General features: G+C 62.5%; 13 protein-coding genes. 6 read left to right on the plus strand and 7 right to left on the minus strand.

Annotation, left to right across the window (positions count from 1 at the left end; genetic code table 11):
* The first annotated feature begins 107 nt into the window (after nt 1-107).
* The 3 genes from HX817_RS06845 to HX817_RS06855 are packed head-to-tail and all read left to right on the plus strand — an operon-like array spanning nt 108 to nt 2,690.
* The gene (locus tag HX817_RS06845) at nt 108-806 is read left to right on the plus strand and encodes a CoA transferase subunit A (RefSeq protein ID WP_008435892.1); all 699 of its coding nucleotides are present in this window, start codon (nt 108-110) and stop codon (nt 804-806) included.
* A 31-nt stretch (nt 807-837) separates the two neighbouring features.
* Nucleotides 838-1,497, plus strand: a complete 660-nt coding sequence (locus HX817_RS06850; RefSeq protein ID WP_003211625.1) for a CoA transferase subunit B — start codon at nt 838-840, stop codon at nt 1,495-1,497.
* A gap of 11 nt (nt 1,498-1,508) precedes the next feature.
* On the plus strand, nt 1,509-2,690 hold the full coding sequence (locus HX817_RS06855; RefSeq protein ID WP_003211627.1) for an acetyl-CoA C-acetyltransferase: 1,182 nt from the start codon (nt 1,509-1,511) through the stop codon (nt 2,688-2,690).
* A 60-nt stretch (nt 2,691-2,750) separates the two neighbouring features.
* Here the strand turns inward: HX817_RS06855 and HX817_RS06860 are convergent, their stop codons facing one another.
* Both HX817_RS06860 and HX817_RS06865 read right to left on the minus strand, forming a co-directional pair.
* Complete coding sequence (locus tag HX817_RS06860) at nt 2,751-3,170, minus strand: PaaI family thioesterase (RefSeq protein WP_003211628.1); 420 nt, start codon at nt 3,168-3,170, stop codon at nt 2,751-2,753.
* Nucleotides 3,171-3,263: 93 nt separating this feature from the next.
* A complete protein-coding gene (locus HX817_RS06865; RefSeq protein ID WP_177040018.1) occupies nt 3,264-4,349 on the minus strand; it encodes a DUF1615 domain-containing protein in 1,086 nt (361 codons plus the stop codon).
* Between the two features lie 146 nt (nt 4,350-4,495).
* Between HX817_RS06865 and HX817_RS06870 the strand changes: the two genes are divergently transcribed.
* Nucleotides 4,496-5,110 carry a LysE family translocator gene (locus tag HX817_RS06870; RefSeq protein ID WP_102369383.1) on the plus strand — a complete coding sequence of 205 codons (615 nt, stop codon included), beginning with the start codon at nt 4,496-4,498 and terminating at the stop codon, nt 5,108-5,110.
* A gap of 125 nt (nt 5,111-5,235) precedes the next feature.
* Here HX817_RS06870 and hemB read toward each other — a convergent pair whose 3' ends face one another.
* From hemB to HX817_RS06885, 3 genes are all read right to left on the minus strand, one after another.
* The gene (gene hemB / locus HX817_RS06875) at nt 5,236-6,210 is read right to left on the minus strand and encodes a porphobilinogen synthase (protein ID WP_177040019.1); all 975 of its coding nucleotides are present in this window, start codon (nt 6,208-6,210) and stop codon (nt 5,236-5,238) included.
* A 123-nt stretch (nt 6,211-6,333) separates the two neighbouring features.
* Nucleotides 6,334-7,176 (minus strand): PhzF family phenazine biosynthesis protein, encoded by an 843-nt coding sequence (locus HX817_RS06880; RefSeq protein WP_177040020.1) that lies wholly within the window; start codon nt 7,174-7,176, stop codon nt 6,334-6,336.
* An 8-nt stretch (nt 7,177-7,184) separates the two neighbouring features.
* Nucleotides 7,185-7,883, minus strand: coding sequence for a glutathione S-transferase N-terminal domain-containing protein (locus tag HX817_RS06885; RefSeq protein ID WP_008435902.1), 699 nt, complete (start codon nt 7,881-7,883; stop codon nt 7,185-7,187).
* Between the two features lie 217 nt (nt 7,884-8,100).
* Between HX817_RS06885 and HX817_RS06890 the strand changes: the two genes are divergently transcribed.
* Together HX817_RS06890 and HX817_RS06895 are read left to right on the plus strand one after the other, a co-directional pair.
* Nucleotides 8,101-8,802, plus strand: a complete 702-nt coding sequence (locus HX817_RS06890; protein ID WP_102604857.1) for a histidine phosphatase family protein — start codon at nt 8,101-8,103, stop codon at nt 8,800-8,802.
* A gap of 118 nt (nt 8,803-8,920) precedes the next feature.
* The gene (locus HX817_RS06895) at nt 8,921-9,976 is read left to right on the plus strand and encodes a permease (RefSeq protein WP_003211251.1); all 1,056 of its coding nucleotides are present in this window, start codon (nt 8,921-8,923) and stop codon (nt 9,974-9,976) included.
* A 128-nt stretch (nt 9,977-10,104) separates the two neighbouring features.
* Here the strand turns inward: HX817_RS06895 and mnmH are convergent, their stop codons facing one another.
* Nucleotides 10,105-11,208, minus strand: a complete 1,104-nt coding sequence (gene mnmH, locus HX817_RS06900; RefSeq protein WP_177040021.1) for a tRNA 2-selenouridine(34) synthase MnmH — start codon at nt 11,206-11,208, stop codon at nt 10,105-10,107.
* Nucleotides 11,208-12,242 (minus strand): selenide, water dikinase SelD, encoded by a 1,035-nt coding sequence (gene selD, locus HX817_RS06905; RefSeq protein ID WP_003211248.1) that lies wholly within the window; start codon nt 12,240-12,242, stop codon nt 11,208-11,210. Before selD ends, mnmH begins: the two co-directional genes overlap by 1 nt.
* Between the last annotated feature and the right edge of the window lie 55 nt (nt 12,243-12,297).

A 12,297-nucleotide genomic window follows, 5' to 3' on the forward strand; every position in this document is an offset into this window, starting at 1 on the left:
ATGCTGTTTTTTAAATCAATCAACCTTAAAAAACAACTTAACAAATCAATCCGTCGGCGCAACACTCGGTTCATATGGCTGGCCCACAAACAATAAAAGAGGTGCATATGGCAGGTTTTGATAAACGCGTAGCGTCCTATGAAGAGGCGCTGGCAGGCCTGGAAGATGGCATGACGGTTCTTGCCGGAGGTTTTGGCCTGTGCGGCATCCCGGAAAACCTCATTGCCGAAATCAAGCGCAAAGGCACCCGCAACCTGACCGTGGTCTCCAACAACTGCGGCGTCGACGGCTTCGGCCTGGGCCTGCTGCTGGAAGGCAAGCAGATCAGCAAGGTCTTCGCGTCCTACGTCGGTGAAAACGCCCTGTTCGAGAAGCAACTGCTCAGCGGCGAAATCGAAGTGGTCCTGACGCCCCAAGGCACCCTCGCCGAAAAACTGCGCGCAGGCGGTGCCGGCATCCCGGCCTTCTTCACCGCCACCGGCGTCGGCACGCCAGTCGCTGAAGGCAAGGAAACCCGCGAGTTCAACGGTCGCCCGTACCTGATGGAAGAATCCATCACCGGCGACTTCGCCATCGTCAAAGGCTGGAAAGCCGACCACTTCGGCAATGTGATCTATCGCCACACCGCCCAGAACTTCAACCCGCTGGCCGCCACCGCCGGCAGGATCACCGTGGTCGAAGTCGAAGAAATCGTCGAACCGGGCGAGCTGGACCCGGCGCATATCCACACCCCAGGGATCTACGTCGACCGGATCATTTGCGGCACCTTCGAGAAGCGCATCGAACAGCGCACCCTCCGCAAATAATCCACCAGCCCAAATAATAAGGAGACAAAAAATGGCTCTTACCCGCGAACAAATGGCTCAACGCGTCGCCCGCGAAATGCAGGACGGTTTCTACGTCAACCTCGGCATCGGCATTCCGACCCTGGTGGCCAACTACATCCCAGAAGGCATGGAGGTCATGCTGCAGTCGGAAAACGGCCTGCTGGGCATGGGTCCGTTTCCTACTGAAGAAACCATCGATGCCGACATGATCAACGCCGGCAAACAGACCGTCACCGCGCGCATTGGCGCGTCGATCTTCTCCTCGGCCGAATCCTTCGCGATGATTCGCGGCGGCCACGTCGACCTGACCGTGCTCGGCGCGTTTGAGGTCGATGTACAAGGCAACATCGCCTCGTGGATGATCCCCGGCAAGCTGGTCAAGGGCATGGGCGGCGCGATGGACCTGGTGGCCGGTGCCGAGAACATCATCGTGATCATGACCCACGCGTCCAAGGACGGTGAGTCCAAGTTGCTGAGCCAATGCAGCCTGCCGCTGACCGGCGCCAACTGCATCAAGCGCGTGCTGACGGACCTGGCCTACCTGGAAATCGAAAATGGCGCTTTTGTCCTCAAGGAACGCGCACCTGGCGTCAGTGTTGAAGAGATCGTCAGCAAGACAGCCGGTAAACTGATCGTCCCGGACCACGTTCCAGAAATGCACTTCCAGTGAGGACAGATTCCATGCAAGACGTCGTGATTGTTGCTGCCACCCGCACCGCCGTGGGCAGCTTCCAAGGTTCGCTGGCAAGCATCCCGGCCCCGGAGCTGGGGGCTGCGGTGATTCGTCGCCTGCTGGAGCAGACCGGCATCGACCCGGCACTCGTGGATGAAGTGATCCTTGGCCAGGTGCTCACCGCCGGCAGCGGCCAGAACCCGGCCCGCCAGGCCTCGATCCTCGCTGGCCTGCCCCACGCCGTGCCGGCGCTGACCCTGAACAAGGTCTGCGGCTCGGGGCTCAAGGCCCTGCACCTGGGCGCACAAGCGATCCGTTGCGGCGATGCCGAGGTAATCATCGCCGGCGGCATGGAGAACATGAGCCTGGCCCCGTACGTATTGCCGGCCGCCCGCACCGGCCTGCGCATGGGCCATGCGAAGATGATCGACAGCATGATCACCGACGGTCTGTGGGATGCGTTCAACGACTACCACATGGGCATCACCGCCGAGAACCTGGTGGACAAGTACGGCATCAGCCGTGAAGCCCAGGACGCCTTCGCCGCCGCCTCCCAGCAAAAAGCCACGGCGGCCATTGAAGCCGGGCGTTTCAGCGATGAGATCACACCGATCCTGATTCCCCAGCGCAAGGGCGACCCGGTGGCCTTCGCCGTGGACGAACAGCCACGCGCGGGCACCACCGCCGAATCCCTGGCCAAGCTCAAGCCGGCCTTCAAGAAAGACGGCACGGTCACCGCCGGCAATGCATCCAGCCTCAACGACGGCGCGGCTGCCGTGCTGCTGATGAGCGCGGACAAAGCCAAGGCCCTGGGCCTGCCGGTACTGGCACGCATCGCCAGCTACGCCAACGCCGGCGTCGATCCCGCGATCATGGGCATTGGCCCGGTATCGGCCACCCGCCGCTGCCTGGACAAGGCCGGCTGGAGCCTGGGCGACCTGGACCTGATCGAAGCCAACGAAGCCTTTGCCGCGCAGTCACTGGCGGTGGGCAAAGAGCTGGAATGGGACGCGGCCAAGGTCAACGTCAACGGCGGCGCGATTGCCATCGGCCACCCGATTGGCGCGTCAGGCTGCCGTGTGCTGGTGACCCTGCTGCATGAAATGATCAAGCGTGACGCCAAGAAAGGCCTGGCTACCCTGTGCATCGGTGGCGGGCAAGGTGTAGCCCTGGCCCTTGAACGCAGCTGATTTCAAAGAGCAACATGGAAAAGGCCCGGTTCCACGAAAACCGGGCCTTTTCTTTATCGGTCAGTCCCGCGCCTGGGGCACCGCAAAAACCGCATTTGCCCGCACCACCACCTTCTCCCCGACCTGCACGCTGACCGTGGCAAACGCCATCTGCCGCCCGCGCTTGTGATGCTCCAGACGCACCTCGACCCACTCCCCTACCTGCACCGCGCCGAGATAGTCCAGGGTCATGCTCGCCGTGATCAACGGCAGCGGCGGCTCGCTGGAAAACGCCATGGCGTAGCCCATGCCCACATCCGCCAGGGTGGCCAGCACGCCACCGTGCACGGTGCCGCGTCCGTTGGCGTGGCGGTTGTCGGCGCGCAGGCCGATTTCCAGCTGCAAGCCCTCACCTCGGCTATACACCGGGCCAAGCAGGTCCAGGAGTGGGCTGCTGCGACGCAGCGGAGTAAAGCCTTCGGGGATGGCATGGGCAGTCATGTCAGGTTCTTCCTTGGGGACAAGGCTGGAGGTGTATCCCACCGCAGCCATCCGGACCATCAACATCAGCCCGGTAAATCCCCGGTGATAAGCCTAACGCTTCATGCAGCGCTGATAACGCTCATCCACGCGCTTGGCAAACCAGGCCGTGGTGAGGTTGCGGGTGATCTTCGGGCTTTTCAGCACGATGCCCGGCAGGATCGCCCGCGGCACCGGTTTGCCGGCGGCCTTGTCGGCCAGGGCGAACACCCGCTGGTACAGGGTAGTGTCTTCAAAATCCAGGCGCTCGCCCTGCTCCAGCTGGCTGCGGATGCTCGGGTTGCGCATGTCCAGCGCCTTGCCCAGGGAACGCACTGCCAGCTCGGTGGTGCCTGGCAGGAACGAGCCGTAGTTGATCAAGTCGCCGTCCAGCGCCAGCGTGGTCCCCGAGACCCGGCTGACCGCTGCCTGGAATGCCGCGTTGCGGCTGGCGTACCAACCGGCGTTGAAATCGGCGAAGCGGTACAGCATCTGGTCGTAATTCACCGGGTAGCCCAGCAGATGGAGGATGCCAAAGTACATGCCGCCTCGGCGGGTAAACACTTCCCGGCGGATGCTGCCATCCACGGTGTAGGGATAATCCCGGGCCTGCTTCTGTGCGAAGTCGATGCTGACCTGCATCGGGCCTGCGGTATGCACCGGGTTGAAGCCGCCAAACAGCGTATTGCCCAAGGGCACAACACTGATGAAGTCATCAAAGATTCCACTCAAATCCCGCTCGGTGCGCGCAGCGTTCAAGCGCTCGGCGTAGGACTTGCCCGTGGGCGAGCGCAGTTGCAGCGCCGTGCGCACCAGCACCGCCGGCACGTGGACTTTAGCGGCGCGGCGCAGGATTTCGTCCTGGGCGATCTTGCCCATGTTCGGTACCGGCGGGTCAACCTGATAGGTGGACTCCTGCTCGGTCACGGCCAATACCGCGCAGATGTTTTCCGTGCTGGGGTAGATTTTCTGCGTATTGAAGGCGGTGTAGATGTCCTGGGCCCAGCCGCCACGATCCGGCACGCTGGCCGGCATCAGCCGCACGATCTGCGCTTTCACCTCGGCTTCGCTGCGCTCCGGCAGTTGCTGGGTGCGCTGGCTGGAGCAGCCGGCCAGTACCAATAAGGTGGTAAGGCACAGGATGAGGCGAGATGAACGCATGGGGCTTCCTTGGGCGACAATGGGCCAGTCTTGGCAGATATCGACCGGTAAGTCTAACCGGGGTTCGCCGACCTGCCGCACTCGCCAAAAAAACCGCAACGTGAAAGGATCAGGCTCCCATCGTTCCTACAAGGAGTTTGAATGCCATGCTTAGCCTGAACTTCCTGATCACCTGCCTGATCGTCGTGCTCATTCCCGGCACCGGCGTGATCTTCACCGTGTCCACCGGACTGACCGCCGGCAAGCGCGCCAGTGTGTTCGCCGCGCTGGGCTGCACCGCCGGGATCGTCCCGCACTTGTTGGCCTCCGTGCTTGGGCTGTCCGCCCTGCTGCATACCAGCGCCCTGGCGTTCGAAGCCCTCAAGTATGCCGGCGCCGCCTACTTGCTATACCTCGCCTATGCCACCTGGCGGGACCGCTCGGCCTTTGCCATGAACGACGCACCGACGATTTCCAGCGCCCACAGCCTGATGGTGCGAGGCCTGTTGCTGAATATTCTGAACCCCAAGCTGACGATTTTCTTCCTGGCGTTCCTGCCGCAATTCGTCACCCCGGGCGCGGGTGCACCGGCCCTGCAAATGCTGTTGCTGAGCAGTGTATTCATGGCGATGACGTTTGCGGTGTTTGTGATTTATGGCCTGCTGGCCAATGTGTTCCGCCGCGCGGTGATCGAATCGCCACGTGTACAGAACTGGCTGCGCCGCAGTTTTGCAGCGGCGTTTGCGGGGTTGGGGCTGAACCTGGCGTTTGCCCAGCGCTAAGTTGCAAGCAGCCGCGAACAGCCTTCTTGTGGCGAGGGAGCTTGCTCCCGCTGGACTGCGCAGCAGGCCCATTTTCAGGGCCGCTGCGCGCCCCAGCGGGAGCAAGCTCCCTCGCCACAGGTTACTTAGATCCCGGCGAGTGCCAGGTCCATCGCGAAGTAGGTGAAGATCAAGTCCGCACCGGCGCGCTTGATCGAGCCCAGGGTTTCCCGTACCACGCGGGCTTCATCGATCGCACCCGCCTGGGCGCCGAACTTGATCATCGCGTACTCGCCGCTGACCTGGTACGCCGCCACCGGCAAACGCGAGGCTTCGCGGATGTCGCGGATGATGTCCAGGTACGCGCCGGCCGGCTTGACCATCAGCGCATCCGCACCTTCCTGCTCATCCAGCAACGATTCGCGCACCGCTTCGCGGCGGTTCATCGGGTTCATCTGGTAGCTCTTGCGATCGCCCTTCAGCGCGCTGCCGCCGGCTTCGCGGAACGGGCCGTAGAGGGCCGAGGCGAACTTGGTGGAATAGGCCATGATCGGGATATGGCTGAAGCCTGCTTCATCCAGGGCCCGGCGAATGGCCTGGACCTGCCCGTCCATCGCGGCAGACGGCGCGATCACATCGGCACCGGCACGAGCGGCAGCCACAGCTTGCCTGCCAAGGTTGACCAGGGTGCGGTCGTTGTCGACTTCGGCGCCGTGCATCACGCCGCAATGGCCGTGGTCGGTGTACTCGCAGAAGCATGTGTCGGACATCACGATCATTTCCGGCACCGCATCCTTGATGATCGAGGACATGCGCGACACCAGGCCACGCTCTTGCCAGGTGTCACTGCCCGAGGCGTCCAGGTGGTGGGACACACCGAAGGTCATCACCGACTTGATCCCGGCTTTGGCATAGCGTTCGATCTCGCCGGCCAGCTTCGACTCGGGAATGCGCTGCACCCCGGGCATGCTGGTGATCGGCACGAAGTCGTCGATTTCTTCTTCAACGAAGATCGGCAGCACCAGGTCATTGAGGGTGAATTCGCTTTCCTGGAACAGGCCACGCAACTCCGGGGAGCGGCGCAGGCGGCGTGGACGGGCTTCGGGGAACTGGCTGGACATTGATGCTCCTGAAAAAAGGCAGGCCAAAAATCTTTGGGGCGAAAGCTTATGCCTCGTGCACCGCAGAGCACAAACGCCAAGTGCGGAACAGTTTATTGCAGGCTTGGTAACAATTGCATTGATCTAGAGCTGTAGACGGCCTTCAATGCAAACGGCAACCGCGCCGCCGACCCAGATTTCCTCGCCGCTGTGTTCAATGCGGATTCGCCCGGCGCGGCCCATGGCGGTGCCCTGGCTGACCACATAGCGGCTGGGCGCCAAACCCTCGCCCAGCAACCACTGGGCGACACCGGCGTTCAGGCTGCCGGTGGCCGGATCTTCCGGAGCGCCGTCGCCGGCAATAAAGGCCCGCACCTCAAACTGCGCCTCATCGCCATCCCGCTCGGGGTTCCACGGGGCGATCACGCCCACGGCCAAGCCCTGCAACTGCGAATAGTCAGGCCGCAGTGCCAGTACCTGCTCGCGATCCGCCAGCATCACCGCCAGCCAGCCCGCGCCGTTATCCACCCACTGGCTGCGCAAAATCGCACCGGGCTCAAGGTCCAGGGCCCGACGCACGCGCTCGCCCAATTCAGCTTCCAGCGGGCCGGAACGCAGCAACGGTGGCGCGATAAACGCCAGTTCATCGCCCTGGCGGCGGATGCGCACCAGGCCGATCTCACACTCCTGGATGATCTCCTCCCCAGCGGGTTGGCCACCGGCCAGCAACCAGGCATGGCAACTGCCCAGGGTCGGATGGCCGGCAAACGGCAACTCCTTGAGGGTCGTGAAGATCCTTACGCGGTAGTCCGCTCGTGGATCACGGGGCTTGAGCAGGAAGGTGGTTTCGCTGAGGTTGGTCCAGTTGGCGAAATCCGCCATCTGCTGGTCGCTCAGGCTGTCGGCGCCCAGCACCACGGCCAACGGGTTGCCCTTGACGGCCACACTGCTGAAAACGTCCAGTTGTTTGAAGTCGAAAGAAGCCATGCCGGTCCTTATGCTGGGATGTTCAAGCCACGGATCACCGCCGGCCGGGCGACGAACCCGTCCAGGGCCCGCAGTACGTTCGGGAAGTCGGTAATACCCACCAGGTCGCCAGACTCATAGAAGCCGATCAGGTTGCGAACCCACGGGAAGGTGGCGATATCGGCGATGCTGTACTCGTCACCCATGATCCAGGTGCGGCCCAACAGGCGCTTTTCCAGCACCTCCAGCAAGCGGCGCGACTCGGCGACGTAGCGATCGCGCGGGCGCTTGTCTTCATAGGCCGCGCCGGCGAATTTGTTGAAGAACCCCACCTGGCCGAACATCGGTCCGATACCGGCCATCTGGAACATCAGCCACTGGATCGTCTCATAACGCATCGCCGGGTCTTCGGGAAGCAATTCACCGCTCTTCTCGGCGAGGTAGATCAGGATCGCGCCCGACTCGAACAGCCCCAGCGCCTGGCCGCTCGGGCCATTGGGGTCGATGATCGCCGGAATCTTGTTGTTGGGGTTCAGCGACAGGAACTCGCTGGAAAGCTGGTCCTGGGTCTCGAAACTGACCTTGTGCGCCTCGTAGGGCAGGCCGATTTCCTCGAGCATGATCGACACCTTGACCCCGTTGGGCGTGGGCAACGAATACAGCTGCAGACGCTCGGGATGCCGGGCCGGCCATTTGGCGGTGATGGGGAAGTCTGAAAGTGAGTTCATCATGGGACTCCTGATAAAAGTAGGAGAGTAGTGGTTCAGTGCCTATCGTGCATCCGTCTTAATTCAGCAACATCGGCGGGTTAATCTCCTGCACACGGCAAGGATGCCGCCCCATCTCCCCCGCGAAACGAACCAAACTGCCTTGGGGAACTCTTAAAGAGCGCCCGATGGCTGGGCTTGCTTGCCCTGAATCCCTGCACCGAGACTTAGAACCATCATGACCATCAAGCCTCTGTGCCTTGCGAAACGCTTCAAACGCTACTCTTACATCCTGCTGCCGGTATTGCTGGTGAGCGCCGCGGTCGGCCTTAGCCTGGAATCGCGGGTCAGCCGCGCCCAGCCGGTCGACGGCGTGCAAACCCTGGTGTTCCTGCGCCATGGCGAGAAACCTGCCGGGGGCCTCGGCCAACTCAACTGCCAGGGGCTTAACCGTGCGATGAACCTGGCCACCGTGCTGCCGGAAAAATTCGGCAACGCCAACTACGTGTTCGCACCCAACCCGACCCGCAATGTCGAGGAAGGCGAGAAAGACAACTCCTACAGCTACATCCGCCCGTTGATGACCATCAGCCCCAGCGCGATCAAGCTCGGGTTGCCGGTCAACATAAAGTTCTCGGCCAATGACACCAGCGCCCTCGCTGACGAACTGGTGGAAGACAAATACCACAACGCCGTCATCTACACTGCCTGGTCCCATGGGTATCTGCCGGACTTGATCAACAAGGTGGCAAGCGAGGCCGTCGGTGAAAAACATGTGATTACCGACGATTGGTCCGGCAGCGATTTCGATAGCTTGTATGTGTTGACCCTGACCTGGCACAACGGCAAGGCCTCGCTGCTCAGCCGCAACTACAAGCAAGGCCTGGACAATGGCCAGCAGACTTGCCCGGACGCAACGCAAGTCAGCGCCGATATCTGACCGCCCCCTCGCCACAGCAAGCTCCCTCGCCACGGCAAGCTCCCTCGCCACAGTGCTTCGGAGGCGGCCTTGTACAGCGTATGATGTTGCGCTATTGACTCACCTGCGGATCATCTACATGTCCAACCTCTCCTCCACCCAGCCTGCCCGGGGCTGGTCCTTCTGGTGGAAACCAGCGCTGTTCCTGCTGGTGGCCTGCGTCGGCCTCTACTACGTGAAATGGTCGCCCTACTACGCCAAGGCGTTTATCGCGGCAGACAACCACAGCATCGGCGCCTCGATTCTCAACGACCAGCAAAGCGCGCCACTGGCCGCCGCGCTGGCCTATGCCCAGGTGTATTTCCTGGCGATCTGGAAAGCTGCCGTATTGGCGGTCATTCTCGGCTCATTGCTGCAGGTGCTGATCCCACGGGACTGGCTGCTGCGCCTGTTTGGCCGTGCCGGGCTGGGATCTACCCTGCGTGGCGGGCTGTTCGCCCTGCCGGGGATGATGTGCAGTTGCTGCGCCGCTCCGGTGGCGGCCGGTATGCGTCGGCAGAAAGTCTCGGTCGGCGCGGCGCTGGCGTTCTGGATTGCCAACCCGGTGCTGAACCCGGCGACACTGGTGTTCATGGGCTTTGTGCTGGGCTGGGGCTTTACCGCGCTGCGGTTGGTGGCCGGGATCGTGCTGGTGGTGGGTGTTTCGCTGGTGGCGCAACGCATCGCGCGGCCGGAGCAGGTACCGGAAGCCGCGCTCGACGCCGTGGCCCAGGCCAGCCATGCCGAAACCGAACCGTTCCTGACCCGCTGGCTGCGCACCCTGTGGCAGCTGTTCTGGAGCACGATTCCGGTGTACATCCTGGCGGTGCTGATCCTTGGCGCGGCGCGGGTCTGGCTGTTTCCCCACGTTGACGGCGCCATGGCCAACAGCCTGGTGTGGCTGGTGCCTCTGGCGATTGTCGGCACGTTGTTCGTGATCCCGACCGCCGCCGAAATCCCCATCGTGCAGACCATGATGACCCTCGGCATGGGCACCGGCCCGGCCGTGGCCTTGCTGATGACCCTGCCGAGCGTGAGTCTGCCGTCGCTGCTGATGCTGCGCAAGGATTTCGATGCGCGGGTGCTGGTGACTGTGGCCGGGCTGACGATGCTGATGGGGGTGGTGTGTGGGCTGATCGGGGCGTTTATCCTGTAGTGATTGGGTGAGTTTGAGGGCCTCTTCGCGAGCAAGCCCGCTCCCACATTCGACCGCGTTTATCCTGTAGGAGTGCGGTCGAATGTGGGAGCGGGCTTGCTCGCGAAGGGGCCGGCGAACTCAATCAATTACTTACGCCGAGCGAGCCTGTCCCGGAAATACTCCACCACCGCCGCTTGCTCTCCCGCAAACTCGATGCGTGCGCCTTTGCTTTCCCGCTGGAACGCATACATCGGGTCGTAGTACTCACGCAACAGCCCTTCAATCCAGCCGCGGTGCAAATCCACCGCGCCGCTGCTGGCTTGTTCTGCCAATGCTTCCTGCATGATCGCGTGCAACCGCGCAAACCGCTCGCCGCCCAGGCGCTTGTGGATATTGGCCAGGCTCTGGGTCAGGCGCTCGGCAAACAGTTCCTGGCCAGTGTCGCCAAACACCGCGACAAACTCGGCGCAGAGGTCCACTACATAATCCTTCAGGATGCGCTCCACCCGGCCTTCAACGCTGTCTTCCAGCCAGACCATCGGGAAGCCCTGCATGCCTTTGTGCAAGGGCAACGGCAGCGCGCAGCTGCCGATCATGCGGCTCTCATCCTCGACCACAAACTGCTCGATACCGGCGGCGCGCTTTTTCAGCAGGTCCACCGCCAGGCGGTTTTCGAAGTCGATGTTGGAAGGTTGCGCCGTGGCGCGTTTGCCGAAGCTGGAACCGCGATGGTTGGCGTGGCCTTCCAGGTCCAGGGCGTTGTTCAACTGGCCGAGCACTTCGGTCTTGCCGGTACCGGTCATGCCGCCCAACAGTACGAAGTCGCATTGCGCGGTGGCGCTTTCAACCGTGTCGAGCAGGAAAGTCCGCATAGCCTTGTAGCCACCGCCCACTCGCGGATAGTCGATACCCGCCTCGGTTTTCAACCATTGCTGGGCAATCTGCGAACGCATCCCGCCGCGAAAGCAGTACAGCAGACCATCCGGATTGGCCTGGGCAAAACGCGCCCAGAGTTCGATACGTTCGGCCTTGATCGCCCCGGACACCAGTTCGTGCCCGAGAACAATGGCCGCCTGCTGGCCTTGCTGCTTGTAACAGGTGCCCACCCGTTCGCGTTCGTCGTCGGTCATCAACGGCAGGTTGACCACCCCGGGAAACGCGCCCTTGATGAACTCGATCGGCGCACGGGTATCCATCATCGGCCGGTCGTTGAGAAAGATATCGCGGTAATCGGTGATGTCGATGGGCATCAGAACACCTCTACCGCGTTGGTCTGTCGCTCAACCAGTTCGCCGATCGGCTCAAGGTTCAGGCCCAGCTCCGCCGCCACGGCGAGGAATTCGGCATTGCCTTCGGGGGTGACCGCCACCAGCAGCCCGCCGCTGGTTTGCGGGTCGCACAGCACGCGTTTGTGCAGTTCGTTCAGGCGCCCCAGCTTGCTGGCGTAGCTGTCGAAATTGCGCAAGGTGCCGCCGGGGACGCAGCCCTGTTCCAGGTAGTACTCAACCCCGGGCAGGCGTGGGACTTTTTCGTATTCGATGCGGGCAGTTAATTGGCTGCCGTCAGCCATTTCCACCAGGTGGCCCAACAGGCCGAAACCGGTGACGTCGGTCATGGCCGTGACACCGGCCAGCTTGCCAAAACGGCTGCCGGGTTTGTTGAGGGTGCACATCCAGTCACGGGCCAGGCCCACGTCGGCCTCGCGCAGCTTGCCCTTCTTCTCGGCCGTGGTGAGGATGCCGATGCCCAGGGGTTTGGTCAGGTACAGCTGGCAACCGGCGGTGGCGGTGTCGTTGCGCTTCATGTGGCGCTTCTCCACCAGCCCGGTGACGGCCAGGCCGAAGATCGGCTCGGGGGCGTCGATGGAGTGGCCGCCGGCCAGGGGAATCCCGGCAGCGTCACACACGGAACGGCCGCCGCGAATCACTTCCCGGGCAATCTCCGGAGCCAGCACGTTGACCGGCCAGCCGAGAATCGCGATGGCCATCAACGGATCGCCGCCCATCGCATAGATATCGCTGATGGCATTGGTGGCGGCAATGCGGCCGAAGTCGAAGGGGTCATCGACGATCGGCATGAAAAAGTCGGTGGTGGACACCACGCCGCGCTCCTCGTCGATGGCGTACACCGCCGCGTCATCGCGCGAAGCGTTGCCTACCCAGAGCTTGGGGTCGAGGTTCTGTGCGCCACTGCCGGCGAGGATCACTTCCAGTACCTGAGGTGAGATCTTGCAACCGCAACCAGCACCGTGGCTGTATTGGGTCAGGCGAATCGGCTCGTTCATGGGTATCCCTCAAGGCGTCAAGTGGGCGGATTCTAGCAGACAGCAAAAGGCCGAC

Source organism: Pseudomonas sp. C6002, assembly GCF_013385805.1.
In the GTDB taxonomy this organism is placed as follows: domain Bacteria; phylum Pseudomonadota; class Gammaproteobacteria; order Pseudomonadales; family Pseudomonadaceae; genus Aquipseudomonas.

Coding starts and splice junctions, on each gene's coding strand:
- HX817_RS06845 (WP_008435892.1), top strand. CDS start 108: ATGGCAGGTTTTGATAAACGCGTAGCGTCCTATGAAGAGGCGCTGGCA.
- HX817_RS06850 (WP_003211625.1), top strand. CDS start 838: ATGGCTCTTACCCGCGAACAAATGGCTCAACGCGTCGCCCGCGAAATG.
- HX817_RS06855 (WP_003211627.1), top strand. CDS start 1,509: ATGCAAGACGTCGTGATTGTTGCTGCCACCCGCACCGCCGTGGGCAGC.
- HX817_RS06860 (WP_003211628.1), bottom strand. CDS start 3,170: ATGACTGCCCATGCCATCCCCGAAGGCTTTACTCCGCTGCGTCGCAGC.
- HX817_RS06865 (WP_177040018.1), bottom strand. CDS start 4,349: ATGCGTTCATCTCGCCTCATCCTGTGCCTTACCACCTTATTGGTACTG.
- HX817_RS06870 (WP_102369383.1), top strand. CDS start 4,496: ATGCTTAGCCTGAACTTCCTGATCACCTGCCTGATCGTCGTGCTCATT.
- hemB (WP_177040019.1), bottom strand. CDS start 6,210: ATGTCCAGCCAGTTCCCCGAAGCCCGTCCACGCCGCCTGCGCCGCTCC.
- HX817_RS06880 (WP_177040020.1), bottom strand. CDS start 7,176: ATGGCTTCTTTCGACTTCAAACAACTGGACGTTTTCAGCAGTGTGGCC.
- HX817_RS06885 (WP_008435902.1), bottom strand. CDS start 7,883: ATGAACTCACTTTCAGACTTCCCCATCACCGCCAAATGGCCGGCCCGG.
- HX817_RS06890 (WP_102604857.1), top strand. CDS start 8,101: ATGACCATCAAGCCTCTGTGCCTTGCGAAACGCTTCAAACGCTACTCT.
- HX817_RS06895 (WP_003211251.1), top strand. CDS start 8,921: ATGTCCAACCTCTCCTCCACCCAGCCTGCCCGGGGCTGGTCCTTCTGG.
- mnmH (WP_177040021.1), bottom strand. CDS start 11,208: ATGCCCATCGACATCACCGATTACCGCGATATCTTTCTCAACGACCGG.
- selD (WP_003211248.1), bottom strand. CDS start 12,242: ATGAACGAGCCGATTCGCCTGACCCAATACAGCCACGGTGCTGGTTGC.